General features: G+C 70.6%; 16 protein-coding genes. 11 read left to right on the top strand and 5 right to left on the bottom strand.

The window, feature by feature from the left end:
• Positions 1–122 precede the first annotated feature (122 nt).
• The 3 genes from WBG99_RS11310 (at position 123) to WBG99_RS11300 (ending at position 1,305) form a co-directional block, all read left to right on the top strand.
• Positions 123–446, top strand: coding sequence for a hypothetical protein (locus WBG99_RS11310; RefSeq protein WP_338896200.1), 324 nt, complete (start codon positions 123–125; stop codon positions 444–446).
• Positions 447–619: 173 nt separating this feature from the next.
• Positions 620–988 carry a WhiB family transcriptional regulator gene (locus tag WBG99_RS11305; protein ID WP_319236691.1) on the top strand — a complete coding sequence of 123 codons (369 nt, stop codon included), beginning with the start codon at positions 620–622 and terminating at the stop codon, positions 986–988.
• A complete protein-coding gene (locus WBG99_RS11300) occupies positions 985–1,305 on the top strand; it encodes a hypothetical protein (protein ID WP_338896199.1) in 321 nt (106 codons plus the stop codon). The genes WBG99_RS11305 and WBG99_RS11300 overlap by 4 nt, the downstream gene beginning before the upstream one ends.
• Before the next feature lie 442 nt (positions 1,306–1,747).
• Here the strand turns inward: WBG99_RS11300 and WBG99_RS11295 are convergent, their stop codons facing one another.
• Entirely contained in the window at positions 1,748–3,103 is a 1,356-nt protein-coding gene (locus WBG99_RS11295; RefSeq protein ID WP_338896198.1) for an AarF/ABC1/UbiB kinase family protein, read from the bottom strand.
• Positions 3,096–4,364, bottom strand: coding sequence for a TOMM precursor leader peptide-binding protein (locus WBG99_RS11290; RefSeq protein ID WP_338896197.1), 1,269 nt, complete (start codon positions 4,362–4,364; stop codon positions 3,096–3,098). Before WBG99_RS11290 ends, WBG99_RS11295 begins: the two co-directional genes overlap by 8 nt.
• Before the next feature lie 218 nt (positions 4,365–4,582).
• On the opposite strand from WBG99_RS11290, the gene WBG99_RS11285 reads away from it, so the two are divergent.
• The 4 genes from WBG99_RS11285 to WBG99_RS11270 all read left to right on the top strand — a co-directional run bounded on the left by WBG99_RS11285 (position 4,583) and on the right by WBG99_RS11270 (position 8,466).
• Complete coding sequence (locus WBG99_RS11285; protein WP_338896196.1) at positions 4,583–5,179, top strand: M48 family metallopeptidase; 597 nt, start codon at positions 4,583–4,585, stop codon at positions 5,177–5,179.
• A 252-nt stretch (positions 5,180–5,431) separates the two neighbouring features.
• Positions 5,432–7,000, top strand: coding sequence for a TerD family protein (locus WBG99_RS11280; protein ID WP_338896195.1), 1,569 nt, complete (start codon positions 5,432–5,434; stop codon positions 6,998–7,000).
• An 8-nt stretch (positions 7,001–7,008) separates the two neighbouring features.
• A complete protein-coding gene (locus tag WBG99_RS11275; RefSeq protein WP_338896194.1) occupies positions 7,009–7,686 on the top strand; it encodes an AIM24 family protein in 678 nt (225 codons plus the stop codon).
• Between the two features lie 27 nt (positions 7,687–7,713).
• Positions 7,714–8,466 (top strand): AIM24 family protein, encoded by a 753-nt coding sequence (locus tag WBG99_RS11270; RefSeq protein WP_338896193.1) that lies wholly within the window; start codon positions 7,714–7,716, stop codon positions 8,464–8,466.
• 147 nt (positions 8,467–8,613) lie between these two features.
• Here WBG99_RS11270 and WBG99_RS11265 read toward each other — a convergent pair whose 3' ends face one another.
• Both WBG99_RS11265 and WBG99_RS11260 read right to left on the bottom strand, forming a co-directional pair.
• Entirely contained in the window at positions 8,614–9,129 is a 516-nt protein-coding gene (locus WBG99_RS11265; RefSeq protein WP_338896192.1) for an NUDIX hydrolase, read from the bottom strand.
• Positions 9,126–10,541, bottom strand: a complete 1,416-nt coding sequence (locus WBG99_RS11260; protein WP_338896191.1) for a zinc-dependent metalloprotease — start codon at positions 10,539–10,541, stop codon at positions 9,126–9,128. Before WBG99_RS11260 ends, WBG99_RS11265 begins: the two co-directional genes overlap by 4 nt.
• Positions 10,542–10,732: 191 nt before the next feature.
• Between WBG99_RS11260 and WBG99_RS11255 the strand changes: the two genes are divergently transcribed.
• The 4 genes from WBG99_RS11255 (at position 10,733) to WBG99_RS11240 (ending at position 14,091) form a co-directional block, all read left to right on the top strand.
• A complete protein-coding gene (locus tag WBG99_RS11255) occupies positions 10,733–11,845 on the top strand; it encodes an SDR family oxidoreductase (protein WP_338896190.1) in 1,113 nt (370 codons plus the stop codon).
• A 198-nt stretch (positions 11,846–12,043) separates the two neighbouring features.
• A complete protein-coding gene (locus WBG99_RS11250; protein WP_338896189.1) occupies positions 12,044–12,505 on the top strand; it encodes a molybdenum cofactor biosynthesis protein MoaE in 462 nt (153 codons plus the stop codon).
• 127 nt (positions 12,506–12,632) lie between these two features.
• Complete coding sequence (locus WBG99_RS11245) at positions 12,633–12,797, top strand: hypothetical protein (protein ID WP_338896188.1); 165 nt, start codon at positions 12,633–12,635, stop codon at positions 12,795–12,797.
• A 196-nt stretch (positions 12,798–12,993) separates the two neighbouring features.
• Positions 12,994–14,091: a PDZ domain-containing protein gene (locus tag WBG99_RS11240; protein WP_338896187.1), complete on the top strand. Its 1,098-nt coding sequence runs from the start codon at positions 12,994–12,996 to the stop codon at positions 14,089–14,091.
• A 73-nt stretch (positions 14,092–14,164) separates the two neighbouring features.
• On the opposite strand, the gene WBG99_RS11235 is transcribed toward WBG99_RS11240, so the two are convergent.
• Positions 14,165–14,707 (bottom strand): PPA1309 family protein, encoded by a 543-nt coding sequence (locus WBG99_RS11235; RefSeq protein ID WP_338896186.1) that lies wholly within the window; start codon positions 14,705–14,707, stop codon positions 14,165–14,167.
• Positions 14,708–14,716 lie beyond the last annotated feature (9 nt).

The following is a 14,716-nucleotide window of genomic DNA, read 5'->3' as shown; positions in this document are numbered from 1 at the left end:
CCCCATAGGTTCTTAGGCACGAGAGCAGCGGCCTTCTCGAAGGCCCTGATTTCGTGGTGTACTTCATATCCGTCGGATTGGTTCGCGCCGGTCCCCGTAGACGCCGAGAGGAGGCGATCCCAGTGATCAGCATCAACACCAGCTTCATCAGCACGGTCAAAATGACCGATCGCTCGGCCGTCTCCACGTCCATGCTCGGCGTCTCGAACCTGGGCACCGGTCTGTCCGCCGTCCGTGGCGGCCGTCCGGCGTCCTGCGTGTCTCCCGCGGGTCTTCCCGTCCGTGAGCGCAATGAGCGACCGACCAAGGCACTGGAAGCAGCAGTAGCGGCGCAGGCGCAGGCCTATGCCTTCGCGGCGGCCGGTGCCGGATTCCGGAAGCAGACGACGCAGCACCACCTGATGTGGGCCTTCCGTGGGCCTGAACCCTGGAGTGATCCAGCCTGATCGACGATCAGGCCGGCGCCTTCAGGGCCGCGGAACCCCATCCGGGATCCGCGGCCCTTCTGTTTGTCCCCGACCGGGGGTTGCAGAGCGAAGGGGCCTCGGGACAAGAAAAGAACCCGGTACCAGCCGCCACCGGCCAACAGGCCGGAACGACCAGACGAGGAAGACGAACCGTGCAACTCGAAGCGCACGCCCCGTCCGTACCGCCTTCCGAAACGATCCCCCCGCCCGGCCTCACGGAGGACTCCACCTTGACCCCGCTCACCGCGCTCACCGCGCTCGACGACGCCATCGAGAACCTCGGCGTGCCCGTCCCCTGCCGCTCCTACGACCCGGAGGTCTTCTTCGCCGAGTCGCCGGCCGATGTCGAGTACGCCAAAGCTCTCTGCCGCACCTGCCCGCTGATGGAGGCCTGCCTCGCCGGCGCCAAGGAGCGGCGTGAGCCCTGGGGCGTCTGGGGTGGCGAGCTCTTCGTCCAAGGTGTCGTCGTGGCCCGCAAGCGGCCTCGTGGTCGCCCGCGCAAGAACCCGGTCACAGCATGAACATCACCGGAACAATCGACCGCCCCCTCACGCACGACCCCAAGAAGCAGGCCCCGATGAAGCCGTCCACGAGCGAACCCGCCGGCTCCGCGACTCCAGACTTCACCACCGGCGCGAACGACTCGCGTCAGAACAGGACCCGAGAAATGCATCTCATGCCAGAAGCCCTCGCCCGTGCGCATATGCACGAGCGCCTGTACCAGGCCGGGCAGGAGCGCCAGGCCATGCGCCTGGTGGTCGCCCGCCGGATGCAGCGCCGGGCCGAGCGCGCCTCGCTGCGCGCCCGCCGTGCGCTCGCCATGGCGGTCATGCAGTAGCCGCCACACGGCAACCGCCATGATCCAGCCGGGACAGGCGCATCACGACCATTCGTAGCAGTGGCTCCTCGCGGGGGCCGGTCCCACGGGGCCGGCCCCCGCGGTGCGTGGTGACCGCGCGTCCGCCGACCGCGGCGTTGCTGTCGCCGGGGGACAAGCCTTTCCGGGGACGGCGACCACAGTGGCCCCGCCACAGAACTCCAGGCCCTCGTGTGCGCCCGCTGCGAAACCACCGTCGAAGCCCTCCAGCCGCTGTTGGTCTGTTCCGTGGAGAACGACGGACGGCACTACATCTGCGAGGCCTGTGCCCGAGAGAGCCTGAGAGCGATCGAGGGCCGGCTGGACTCGGCCGGTGAGCCCGGGACCGATACGTTGCCGTGCTGCCGATCCGGTCGGATCAGGAATGCTTCGGAGCGGCCCCGGTGAGACGCAGGTCGCCCTCTCACGCCCCCGCGGCCGCTTCGCCCTCCTCCTCTTCCGACAGGAAGCCCGGCAGCCATTCCTCCAGTTCGTCACGCATGCGGACCGTCGCGCCGAGTTGGCACAGGACGCCGATGGTGCTCAGGGTCACGCGGTGAATGAGGAGATAGGACGGCGGCAGGTTCAGCTGCTTGCCGAGTTGGTGGGCGGGGGAGCGGGGGTCGGCTATGCGGGTGGCCTGGCTGCGCATCCAGCCGCGGGCAAAGGCGAACTCGTCCGCCCGTGCCGGTTCGATGATGGGCAGCAGATAGTCGAGGACCGCGTCCGGGTCCAGGTCGATCGACTCCTTCACGAAGCCTTCCGTGCAGAGCATCTCGTAGACCGCGTCGGCCTCTCCCTCGATGGTGAGCCGCAGGGCCTCACCGATCGTCGCCGGCAGGCCGCCCGGCAGACGGTCCACCGTGCCGAAGTCGAGGACGCCGAGACGCCAGCCGAGTTTCTCGTCCGGCAGGAGGCGGAAATTGCCGGGATGCGGGTCGGCGTGCAGTAGGCCGGTACGGGCCGGGCCCGAGAAGAGGAAGCGGGTCAGCAGCTGCCCCGCCCGGTCCCGCTGTTCCTGGGAGCCGTCGGTGATCACCTCTGAGAGGGGCGTGCCGTCCATCCACTCCGTCACCAGCACCTGCTCGCACTGATGCACCACGGCGGGGACCACGACATCCGGGTCGCCCGCGAACTCCTCCGCGTGTGCCTGCTGGGCCTGGGCCTCCAAGCCGTAGTCGAGCTCTTCGGAGACACGGTCCCGCAGCTCCGCGATGAGCGGCTTGATGTCCATCCCGGGGACCAGCGGACCCAGGAGACGGGCGAACCGGCTCAGTTGGCCGAGATCGGAGAGGAGAGCCTCGCCCGCGCCCGGGTACTGCACCTTGACGGCGACCGGGCGGCCGTCGTGCCACACCGCGCGGTGCACCTGGCCGATCGAGGCGGCGGCGGCCGGTTTGTCCTCGAACTCCAGGAACAGCTCCTGCCAGTCCTGCCCGATGCGTTCCTCCAGCACGGCGTGCACCGTGCGCGTGGGCATCGGCGGCGCCGCCTCCTGGAGCTTCGTCAGCGCCGCGCGGTAGGGGCCCGCGACCTCCTCGGGGAGCGCCGACTCGAAGACGGACAGGGCCTGCCCGAATTTCATCGCGCCGCCCTTCAGCTCGCCCAGGACCTTGAACAACTGCTCCGCCGTGCGCTGCTGGAGTTCGCGGCCCACGAGATCCGCCGACTCGCCGACGATCCGCTTGCCGAGTCCCCAGGTGGCCCGACCTGCGATGCCGAGCGGAAGCGCGGCGAGCTTGGCGGTCCGGGTGACCGCCTTCCGGGGAAGATCAGACATGCGCCCTCCAAGTCCCAGCAGGCTGTGCCGCGTGTGCCTTGCGAGACAGCCTCGTTGACCGCTGATGCCCAGCCATTGTCTCGCGTGCCTCCCCGTCCTTTGCGACGTGTTCCCCGTTACCTTTTCCGGCGGCACCTGTGTCGGCAGCCGCGCAGGAACATGCCGGATGCGGCCACACCGGGCGTGGGTGCCAGTCGAAGCCCGGCACCGAGACCTCCCAGCGGGCGCCGACGCTGGAGGGGACCTGCCCGTCGAGGAAGGCGAGCGTATGCCCTGCGGCCAGTCCGGCGACGGTCGTGGCCAGAGTCAGATCGCACGCCTCGACCTGGCGCGGACGGCCGGACCGCCACTGCGCGACCAGCCGCGGCCAGGTCTCGTCGCGGTCGGTACGGCTCTGGTCGAGACAGCCCGCGCAGCCCGTCTCACCGGGCAGGACCAAGGGTCCGACCACACCCGTCCCCTCCACCACTCCGGCGTACAGGTGTGGTGTACCGGAGGCGATGAGCGGCTCGGCGGCGGTGGGCTTCGGGGCGTGGACGTCGACACCGTCGCGCGGGGCGAGGACCACCAGTGAGAAGCCGGGCTCCTCGCGGAGGCGGTTCGCCCGCATGTCCGCGGACGGGTCCGCCGGCGGCGGCTGGGGTCCGCGGCGGCGCCGGGGCGGACGATCGGGTGCCGCGTGGCGGGCGGCCCGGCGTGCCGCCGCGTCCCGGCGCTCGCCGATCGACTCGGCCGGCAGGCCACCCGGCGTCACGTCCCATGGCTCGACCCGGCCGACATCGCGGACGTCGACCTCGCCGACTCCGGCCCCCGACAGCAGTGAGGCGAGCACCGCCCCCACCCGCCCCGCACCCCGTACCTGCACTCTCAGTGACCGGCGGGCGGCCAGACGTGTCATGGCGTCGCCCGGGTCGGGCGTGACCAGAGAGAGTGTGGCGGCGTCGGGCCGCAATCGGTCCAGGACCTCGCGTTTGCCCCGCAGGGCGTCCGCGGCCGGGCCGCCGCCCGTCGCGTCGTCCAGCAGCCCGGACCGGGCCAGCCGGTCCACCAGCCCGTCCACATGACCGTCCGGAAGACCCATGCGGCGCCCCTCGTCACGCAGGAGCGGCAGCCCGCGTGTGCCGTCGAGCAGCGCGAGGAAGCTGCCTGTCGCCGTGTCCATCGGGCCCAGCATCATGGCGTGCGCCGGCGCCAGACCGAACTGCACGGTGTTGAGATCCCGCCAGCCGCGCCGGAGCGCGGGCTTCACCATCGGATGCATGATCGGCCCCCGTAGCCAGAAGAAGGTTCCCGTGTGCCGACGGTGCGAGTGCCTGGTCCGCCGACGAGTGCCAGCATGCACGCACCGCGACGATGAGTGTCGAGAGTTGTCCACAGGCGACGGTATTCGTCGTACAAATCAGGCGCTCGGAGTGCGGATCGGTATCGAACCGTCCCGGAGGCGGGACTTCCCCCGTGCGCAGCGGGTAACGTCGGGGCGTGCCCGCCGACCCACTGCACCGCGCCGGAAAGCCACAGCGCAGCACGACGAGCCAGCCGCCAAGCGGCTCGGGGGCGAGCGCGATCGAGGTCCGCAGGAGCGCGCGACGGCGCAGAACGGTCTCCGCGTACCGCGAGGGCGATCGCACCGTCGTGCTCATCCCCGCTCGGATGTCCGAGGCGGAGGAGCAGCGCTGGGTGACCGTCATGCTCGACAAGCTGGCGGCGCAGGAAAGCAAACGGCTCCTCGGTGACGCCGAGCTGGTGGAGCGCGCCGCCCGGCTCTCGGACCAGTACTTCGGCGGTCGGGCCCGGCCCACCTCGGTCCGCTGGGTCACCAACCAGAACACCCGCTGGGGCTCGTGCACCCCCGCAGAGGGAAGCATCCGTCTTTCGCACCGGCTGCAGGGCATGCCCGAGTACGTCGTCGACTACGTCCTTGTCCACGAACTCGCCCATCTGCTCGTACCAGGTCATGGGCCCCGCTTCTGGCAGCTGCTGGAGGCCTATCCCCGTACCGAGCGCGCTCGCGGCTACCTCGAAGGGGTGGTCGCCGCCGACCGGCTGCCTCGTCTGCCGGTCACGCGCGACGAGTGACACCACCGCGCGGACGTCCCTCGGGAGACGTGCGACCAGCGGCTGAACGCGAGCCGGGACCCGTGCCCTGAGGTCGAGCGATGTGAAACGGGTACCTCGCACGCACGTGGGTGCGCTTGTGGGACTGGCGACCGAAGTCGCGCTCTTGTACTGGTTCTGTACCAGCCTCGTTCGCCTCAGGACTTTGGCGTTAGCCTGACGCGACGCACTCGCAGGCGCACTCACTTTCGGGATGGGGGACGGTCGTCACGCATGGCCAGGGAATTCCAACGCGGCCACAAGGCCAAGATCAGTGACCTCACCGCCGGTACGGATCTGTACGTAGGCGTACAGATCTCCGGCCCCGGGCTGACCTTCGACATCAGCTGCTTCGGTCTGGACGCCGACGAACGGCTCTCGGACGACCGTTACTTCGTCTTCTTCAACCAGCCGAAGAGCCCGGAGGAGTCGATCCAGCTCCTGGGGGCCCAGCCGGGTGACACGGAGTCCTTCCGCGTCACCCTCGACAAGATCCCGCCGCGGATCCAGAAGCTGTCCTTCACGGCGACGCTCGACGGCAGCGGGCAGATGTCGCAGATCAGCCCCGGCTACATCCGGATCGTCGCGGGCGGTGAGGAAGTGGCCCGGTACCCGTTCGAGGGCTCGGAGTTCTCCACCGAGCGCGCCGTGATGCTGGGCGACTTCTACCTGAAGGACGTATGGCGGTTCGCGGCCGTCGGACAGGGCTTCGACGGCGGCCTCGACGCGTTGCTGAAGAACTTCGGCGGCGAGGTCGCCGAGGAGGAGCCCGCCGCGCCGCAGCAGCCGCAGACCGAAGCCGGGCCCGGCTTCGCCCCACCCGCGTTCGGCGCCCCCGCCGCTCCGCCCGCACCGGCCCCGGTGCCCGCGCAGGGGTTCGCGCCGCCCCCGGCGCCCGCACCCTCCGTACACACCGCACCGACCATCGTCGCGCCCCTGAGCACGCCGCCCGGCGGCACCGCTGCGCCCGCACCGCAGGGTGGGCCCTTCGCGCCTCCCGGTGCCCCGCCTCAGGGTGGCCTCTTCACGCCTCCGGGGGCCGCGCCCCAGGGCGGCCCGTTCACGCCTCCCGGCGCCCCCGCGGCCTTCCCGGGGCACTCCCAGCCCTTCGGCGGTGGTGCGCATCTCGCGCCGGTGCCCCCGGAGGCGGGCCTGCGCGTCGTCCTGACGAAGTACTCCGAGGCACCCGTCGGCGACCGCTGGACCGAGCAGAACCCACAGCTCGTGCGGACGACGCTCACCAAGGGCGCCAACATCCTCGCCAAGCAGGGCAGCATGGTCGCCTACCAGGGCGATATCGACTTCGCCCACAAGGGTTCCGGACTGCTCGGCAAGTTGACGGGTCAGCTCACGGGCCAGGGCATGGCCCTGATGCGCTGCTCCGGAGACGGTGAGGTGTTCCTCGCCGACGAGGGCAGCCACCTCTTCGTCATCCGTCTGGAGAACGAGCAGCTCTACACCAGCGCGCGCGGGGTCCTCGCCTTCGACGAGGCCCTGGACACCGAGATCCGCCGCATCGAGGGCGCGGGCCTGCCCGGTGGCGGCCTGTTCAGCATGCTCTTCTCCGGCACGGGCGCGGTCGTGGTCAAGACGCGCGGCGTTCCCGTCGTTCTGCCCGTCGGCCCGGCCACCTACGTCGACGGCAACGCCGTCATCGCCTGGTCCGCCGGCGCGCAGGCCGTCACCACGACCTCGCTCCGGCTGCGCCGTTCCGGGTACGCCCGGCAGACCCAGGAGGCCGTGAACCTCCAGTTCCGCGGTGCCCCCGGCAACTTCGTCGTCGTCCAGCCCTTCGAGGTGTGAGGCAGAGCATGGACCTCCAGACACTCAACGCGCACCGCTCCGCGTCCACCGGCGTCCGCATGGGCGTGCACAGCTCCAAGACGCTCAAGGTCACCATGGTCACCGGCCAGGACCTCCTGGCCAAGGCCGGCTCGATGATCGCCTACGACGGCTACGTACAGTTCGACGGCCCGCCCGCCACGCTGCGCCGCAGCGCCGAGGAGATGGTCACCGGCGAGGGCGGCAAGCTGATGCTCTGCCGGGGCGACGGCGACCTCTACCTCGCCGACTACGGCGGCGACGTCCTCGTCCTCCACCTGAACAACGAGGCACTGTCCGTCAACGGCCCCGCCCTGCTGGCCTGCGACGCCTCCCTCCAGCTCACCATCGAGCCGGTCAAGGGCCTCGCCAAGCTCTCCGGCTCCGGCCTCACCAACCTCGTGATCCGCGGCACCGGATGGGTCGCCCTGGTCAGTCGGGGCGTGCCGATCTCCCTCGACTGCGGCGAACGGGAGACCTACGTCGACCCGGACGCGCTGATCGCCTGGACCGACGGCCTCGACATGAAGGCCCGCCGCACGATCAAGGCCGGCGCGCTCATCGGCCGGGGCAGCGGGGAGGCATTCCAGATCGGGTTCAAGGGGCAGGGCTTCGTGGTCGTCCAGCCCAGCGAGGACACCGGCGACCGTTTCAAGATCCGTGGCTGACCGGGACCGAGAGGAGAACAGCACCCCATGCACAGCACACTCTTCGCGCACATTCCGGTGAACCACACGGAGCGCTACACACTGCAGAACCCCCAGTTGCTCAAGACCGACGTCACGATCGGCAGCAGCCCCGTCCTGGCCCGCCAGGGCGCGATGGCCGCCTTCGAGGGGCAGGTCGACTTCGACAGCCAGTACCGCAACCGCAGCTGGCGCAATGCCGAGCGGATGACCGGTGAGCGGCTCGAACTCATGCGCTGCAAGGGCAACGGGATCGTCTATCTCGCCAACTTCGCGCAGTACCTGCACATCATGGAGGCCGGCAACGGCATCACCGTCGACTCCTCCGCCGTACTCGCCTTCGACGGCTCGCTCAACGTCGGCATCGTCGCCGTGGACAGCGCCGTCGAGGTGGCCTCGGCGGGGGCGTACAACCTGGAGCTCTCCGGTGACGGCAAGGTGGTCCTGATGACCTCGGGCGAGCCGCTGACCCTCGAAGTGACCCCCGAGAAGAACGTCTGCGTCGACTCGGACGCCGTCATCGCCTGGTCCACGTCACTGCGCACACAGCTCCAGGCGCCGACCTCCACCTCCGCCGTGTGGCGCCGCCGGGGCTCCACCGGTGAGGGCTGGGAGATGCACTTCTCCGGCCACGGACACGTCCTCGTACAGCCGAGCGAACTGCTGCCGCCGCAGCACCTGCGTACGTCCGGGGTCCTCGGACAGTTCGGCATGGGCTCCGCCGGACTGACCGGGAACTCCCTCGGGGGCAGCCGCAACTGATCACCCACGCGGGATCAGTCCGGGCAAGGACCCGTAGGGGCGACCGTCCATGGCGGTCACCCTCACGGGTCCGTCCCCCCAGCGGGGGCCTTTACGGAACCCGTCGGCTTCACACCGATCGTGGACGGATCCACACGGAAGAGCGGCTCAGAGCCGCGCCCGCGTGGCCTCCAGCAGCCGTACGACCGACTCGTCGGCCACGGTCGCCACCTCGTCGTAGGGGAACCAGCGCAGGTCGAGGGACTCGTCGCTGATCACCTCCACGGCTCCGGCGGGGGCGAGAGCCGCGTACTGGACGTCCAGGTGCCAGGCGCACGGGGTCTCATGGCGGTCGAGGCGGACCGGGCCACCCGGCAGGAGCGTCAGACCCGCGATGCCGGACTCCTCCGTCGCCTCGCGCAGGGCCGCGTCCGCCAGGGTGGTGTCCTCGGGCTCGCAGTGGCCGCCCATCTGGAGCCATATGCGCAGCTTCTTGTGGAGGGTGAGCAGCACCTGCCCGCGCTCGGGGTCGATCACCAGGCTGCTCGCCGTGATGTGCCCGGCGCCGCACGCCTTCCACATGCCGTCCGGGTGGGCCGCCAGATGGTCCAGATACGCCTGGCGCAGCTCGGCCTGGTCCTCGTAGCTCTTCAGTACGAGGACCGCGTCGTCGTGCAGGCTCACTCGGTGTCGTCGTCCTTCTGCTTCGGATCAGGCTTGTCGGTGGAGCCGCCCGCGGCCTCGCCGAGCATCTTGTCCAGCTCGGAGAAGTCCAGCTGCTCTCGGTGGACGAAGCCGTCCGGGTCGTCCAGGTCGGAGGCGGTGGGCAGCATGTCCGGGTGGGCCCACAGGGCGTCACGGCCGTCGACACCGCGCGCGTCCGTGAGGGAGGCCCACAGGCGGGAGGCGTCACGCAGGCGGCGGGGGCGCAGCTCCAGGCCGATGAGCGTGGCGAAGGTCTGCTCGGCCGGACCGCCGGTGGCGCGCCGGCGGCGCAGCGTCTCGCGCAGGGCGTCCGCGGACGACAGTCGCGGCTTGGCGGCGGCGTGCACCACCGCGTCCACCCACCCCTCCACCAGCGCCAGTGCCGTCTCCAGACGAGCCAGGGCGGCCTTCTGCTCCGGAGTGTCCTCCGGCTGGAACATGCCCTGCTGGAGCGCCTGCTGCAGCTCCTCGGGGTTCTGCGGGTCGAACTGGCCGACCACGTCCTCCAGCTTGGCCGTGTCGACCTTGATCCCGCGCGCGTAGCCCTCGACCGCGCCGAACAGGTGCGAGCGCAGCCACGGGACATGGGCGAAGAGCCGCTGGTGGGCGGCCTCGCGCAGGGCCAGGTAGAGCCGCACCTCGTCCGTGGCGACGCCCAGGTCCTCGCCGAACGCCGCCACGTTCAGCGGCAGCAGCGCGGCCTTGCCGGCCGGGCCGAGCGGCAGGCCGACGTCGGTCGAGCCGACAACCTCGCCCGCGAGCACGCCCACGGCCTGGCCGATCTGCTGGCCGAACATGGCGCCGCCCATCGACTTCATCATGCCGATCAGCGGGCCGGCCATGGCCTGCATCTCCTCCGGCAGGATGTCGCCCATGGCGCCGCCGACCCGCTCGGCCACCGGGTCGACGAGCTCCTTCCAGGCGGGCAGGGTCGCCTCCACCCACTCCGCGCGGCTCCACGCCACGGCGGAGCCGGCGCCGGACGGCAGGGACGTCGCGTCGTCCAGCCACAGGTCGGCCAGGCGGACGGCCTCCTCGACGGCGGTGCGCTCGGCGGGGCCGATGCTCGCGTCCTTCGTGCCGTCCGCGGTCCCCTGGGAGACCGTCTGGCGGGCGATCTGCTTGGCCATGTCCCAGTTCACCGGACCGCCCTCGTACGAGAGCATCTGGCCCAGCTGCTGGAAGGCGGCGCCCAGGTCGGTGGGGTTCATGGAACCGAACATCGCGGCGAACGGATTGTCGGCGCCGGGGCCGCCGGCACCGGGAAACCCGAAGCCGAACGGGTTGGCCGGTCCCTGACCACCACCGCTCTCCTGGTCCTTCTTCTTGCCCTCGTCGCCGTCGTCCGGCTCCTCCGGCGGAAGGCCGAATCCGAATGGGGTGTCACTCACGGGATTCCTCGGCTGATAGGGCCATCGGGTTTTCTCCGACGGCACGGCTGCCCGAACACCATCCAGCGTAGACACTACGGCGGGTTAAGGCCTCGGTGCTCCGCCGACCGAAGGCCTGCGGCAGGATGGATGCCACCTGGTACGCACGCGTCACGCGCGTTCGTACTGAAGACAACCGCTGGAGACGCCCGGTGAGTTCCCCAGATCCGCAGGTTCGCGCAGCGCGAAACCACTCAACCAGTCCCGCCGCGCGCGGGCCCGTCGTCGCGGTCACCGGTGCCGCGTCCGGCGTCGGAGCGCTGCTCGCCGAGCGGCTCGCCGACTCCGAAGAGATCCGGCAGGTCATCGCCATCGACGAGCGGCGCGGCGAGTGCGCGTCCGCCCAGTGGCACATCCTGGACGTGCGGGACCCGGCCATCGCCGAGAAGCTGCGCGGGGCGGATGTCGTGGTGCACCTCGCGGTCGACCTCGACCTGGGCGCGGACTCGGCGGCCCGCAGCGCGTACAACGTGCGCGGCACTCAGACCGTGCTCACGGCGGCGGCCGCCGCCGGGGTGCACCGGGTCGTGTTGTGCACCTCGGCGATGGTCTACGGAGCACTGCCCGACAACGAACTGCCGCTCCTGGAGGACGCCGAGCTGCGGGCGACCGCCGAGGCCACCGGCGTCGGCGATCTGCTGGAGATCGAGCGGCTCGCGCGCCGGGCGCCGCGCGCCCACCCGGGCCTCAATGTCACGGTCGTACGGCCGGCCGTCCTCGTCGGGGGCACGGACACAGCGCTGACCAGGTATTTCGAGTCGCCTCGGCTACTGGTGGTGGCCGGGTCGCGGCCCGCCTGGCAGTTCTGTCACGTCGAAGACCTGTGCGGAGCGCTGGAGTACGCCGTCCTGGAGAAGGTCGACGGGGAGCTGGCCGTCGGGTGCGAGGGGTGGCTGGAGCAGGAGGAGGTCGAGGAGCTCAGCGGGATCCGGCGCATGGAGCTGCCGTCCGCGGTCGCGCTCGGCGCCGCGGCCCGGCTGCACCGGATCGGGCTGACGCCATCGCCGGCCGGGGATCTGGCGTACACGATGTATCCGTGGGTCGTCAGCGGGAGCCGGCTGCACGAGGCAGGGTGGCGGCCCCTGTGGACGAACGAGGAAGTGCTCGCGGAGCTGCTGGAGGAGGTCGCGGGGCGGCACACCGTGGCGGGACGACGGCTGGGGCGCAAGGACGCGACGGCGGCGGGCGCCGCGGGTGCGACGGTCGCGCTCCTGGGTACGGCGGCGTTGGTACGGCGGGCCCGGAAGGCTCGGCGGCGGATCTGAGGGTGCGCCTTCGCCGGGGCCGGGCGGGGGTGGGTTTCGGTCACCGGCGCTTGCCGGTGCCGCCGCGTCCACCGGTGCCGCGCCGGCGGCACGACTGCCCGCGATAGTGCGTGGCTGTACGAGACTCCAAGCCCCCACGCGCGCGCGTGCGCTGTTTCGACCATGTCGGGTCGGGGGCGGGTGGGGCACGATGGGGGTATGGCAGTGAATGATGATCATCCCGGTGAGCGGGGGGCTGAGAAGCCCGTCAGGCTGATCGGTGTTCGGGAGACGGTGCTCTCCGTGGACGAGGTGTTCCGGGCGGTGGGGGACGACGCGGCCGGGGGGACCGCGCTGTTCGTGGGCACCGTGCGGAATCACGACGGGGGAGCCGATGTGGACGAGCTCGGCTATTCGTGTCATCCGACGGCCGAAGCCGAGATGCGGCGGATCGCGGAGGCGGTGGTCGCGGAGTATCCGGTGCGGGCGCTCGCGGCCGTGCACCGGGTGGGGGACCTGAAGGTCGGGGACCTGGCCGTGGTCGTCGCCGTGTCGTGTCCGCACCGGGGCGAAGCCTTCGAGGCGTGCCGGAAACTCATCGATGATCTGAAGCACGAGGTGCCCATCTGGAAGCGTCAGAAGTTCTCCGACGGTACGGAGCAATGGGTGGGGGCCTGCTGAAGCCGACCGGAATGCATCCGTGCGCGTTCCGGTTGCGTAACCCGCCCCCCGGCGCGAGCGTTGACGGAGTAGACGGATAATCTGCTGATCAGTCAGTTGCGGTCGCTTGAGGGGTTGGGAGGTCGGCATGGCGGCGCTCGCCTGGTTGCTGATTCCACTTGTGGCTGCGATCGGTGCCGGACTGTGGGGTGGCTGGGTCGGCCGTAACCGCAGGACCATCGAGGACGGCACCGAGCTCGCGGGCTACTCGCGCTTCCGCGAGGCCATGGAGCGGTCCCACTCCGGCGGCTAGAAGGTCGATTTTCGAAAGTAGCGTCGTCCGTCCGGAGGGCGGGCTCGCGGCGTCTGGTGCGGTGTGCCGCAAGGCGGAGGGCCGCCCGCGTGGGACTTTCGAAACACGCCCCAGGGGCCAGCGCGGGCGGCTTCGCCGTCGCCCCGGACGGACGGCCCCGGCAGTGCACTTATAGCCTGTCCCGTACTGTCGTTCCATGCCACGCCGCACCGCGACGATGCTCGCCTCCACCCTGATGCTGATCGCGCTCCTGTGCGCGGGAGTGTTCATTCCCGTGCCTTATGCGGAGATGTCACCGGGGCCGACGGTGAACACGCTCGGGGAGCACGACGGCGAGCCGGTGCTGCAGATCTCCGGGCGTAAGACGTATGCGGCGACCGGCCACCTCAACATGACGACGGTCAGGGTCACCAGCGCCGACTACAGGATGAACCTCGTCGAGGCCGTGTACGGCTGGCTTGCGCACGACAACAAGGTCGTTCCGCACGACACGCTGTACCCGGACGGCAAGACCGAGGAGCAGTCGACCCAGGAGAACGCGGAGGAGTTCAGCCAGTCCCAGGAGAGCGCCAAGGTCGCGGCCCTGAAGCAGTTGGACATCCCGGTGAAGTCCTGGGTGATCGTCTCCACCGTCCTCAAGGACTCCCCGGCAGAGGGCAAGCTGCACGCCGGTGACGTGATCAAGTCCGTCGACGGTACGGCGGTCAAGGTCCCCGAGGACGTCGCGAAACTCGTCACCCGGCACAAGCCGGGCGAGGACGTCGACTTCGTCATCGTGCCCGCCAAGGCGCAGGCCGCCGCCGAGAAGGCGAACAGGACGGCGACCGAGACCGAGAAGGTCACGATCACCACGGCCAGGTCCGACGACTCGGGCGAGGAGCGGGCCATCGTCGGGATCTCCGCCGGAACCGACCACACCTTCCCGTTCACCATCGACATCAAGCTCGCCGACGTCGGCGGCCCGAGCGCCGGACTGATGTTCGCCCTCGGTATCTACGACAAGCTGACGCCGGGCAATCTGACGGGCGGCACGTTCGTGGCCGGCACCGGCACGATCGACGACGAGGGCAGGGTCGGCCCCATCGGCGGCATCGAGATGAAGACGGTCGGCGCGCGCGACAAGGGCGCCCAGTACTTCCTGACGCCCGAGGACAACTGCGCCTCGGCCGCCAAGGACACCCCGGACGGACTCACCCTCGTCAAGGTCGACACCATCGAGGACGCGCTCGGCGCCCTCAAGGACATCCGCTCCGGCGACACCGCCGACCTGCCGAAGTGCACCATCGAGGGCTGACGCAGACGGACGTGCACGCGCGCGTGGGGGTGCCCTCGAAGCCGGGGCACCCCCAACGCCGTACGGCCGGAGATCAGTCCACGAAGGTCGCGGACAGGGCCTCCGCCAGGCCCGGTACGAGTTCGGGGCCGGTGAGGACTTCGGTCGGGGTGTCCTTGTCGCGCAGGCGCAGGGCGGAGTCGCGGGAGCCGTCACGGAGGACGGCCACCGTCATACGGACCTCCTGACGGTCCGGGTGGGAGGCGACCCACTGGGTGAGGCGGGACCCGTCGAGGTTCTCGGGGACGGACGCCTCGGCGGACGGCGGCAGCATCAGCCGCTCCACGGTCAGCGCGCAGCCGACCACCGCGTCGGGCCAGGCGATGGTGCCGAGGAAGTCGTCCAGCGCCTTGCCGGCGGGGATCTCGTCCTGCTCGATCGGGGTGAGGCCCGCGGACTCGGACGCGTCCTGGAGGCCTAGCTGGGCCGCGAGGGCGGGTTCCTGGGACCGCAGACGCGCGGTATCCACGAGGGCGAAGAGGCGAGTGGGCTGGTCCCAGCCGAGGCCCGAGGCGTACTCGTCGATTTCGAGCACCGCCCGGGTGAGGGGGTTCGCTGCCATGGGAGTGTTGGACATGGTCACAAT

The organism is Streptomyces sp. TG1A-60 (assembly GCF_037201975.1).
In the GTDB taxonomy this organism is placed as follows: Bacteria; Actinomycetota; Actinomycetes; order Streptomycetales; family Streptomycetaceae; genus Streptomyces.
This window is presented reverse-complemented; position numbering and strand designations above follow the sequence as displayed.

Bases quoted from the DNA above. Each gene is read 5' to 3' on its own strand.
- WBG99_RS11235 (WP_338896186.1), bottom strand. From the start codon at position 14,707: ATGTCCAACACTCCCATGGCAGCGAACCCCCTCACCCGGGCGGTGCTC.
- WBG99_RS11275 (WP_338896194.1), top strand. From the start codon at position 7,009: ATGGACCTCCAGACACTCAACGCGCACCGCTCCGCGTCCACCGGCGTC.
- WBG99_RS11250 (WP_338896189.1), top strand. From the start codon at position 12,044: ATGGCAGTGAATGATGATCATCCCGGTGAGCGGGGGGCTGAGAAGCCC.
- WBG99_RS11290 (WP_338896197.1), bottom strand. From the start codon at position 4,364: ATGCATCCGATGGTGAAGCCCGCGCTCCGGCGCGGCTGGCGGGATCTC.
- WBG99_RS11270 (WP_338896193.1), top strand. From the start codon at position 7,714: ATGCACAGCACACTCTTCGCGCACATTCCGGTGAACCACACGGAGCGC.
- WBG99_RS11240 (WP_338896187.1), top strand. From the start codon at position 12,994: ATGCCACGCCGCACCGCGACGATGCTCGCCTCCACCCTGATGCTGATC.
- WBG99_RS11295 (WP_338896198.1), bottom strand. From the start codon at position 3,103: ATGTCTGATCTTCCCCGGAAGGCGGTCACCCGGACCGCCAAGCTCGCC.
- WBG99_RS11245 (WP_338896188.1), top strand. From the start codon at position 12,633: ATGGCGGCGCTCGCCTGGTTGCTGATTCCACTTGTGGCTGCGATCGGT.
- WBG99_RS11300 (WP_338896199.1), top strand. From the start codon at position 985: ATGAACATCACCGGAACAATCGACCGCCCCCTCACGCACGACCCCAAG.
- WBG99_RS11280 (WP_338896195.1), top strand. From the start codon at position 5,432: ATGGCCAGGGAATTCCAACGCGGCCACAAGGCCAAGATCAGTGACCTC.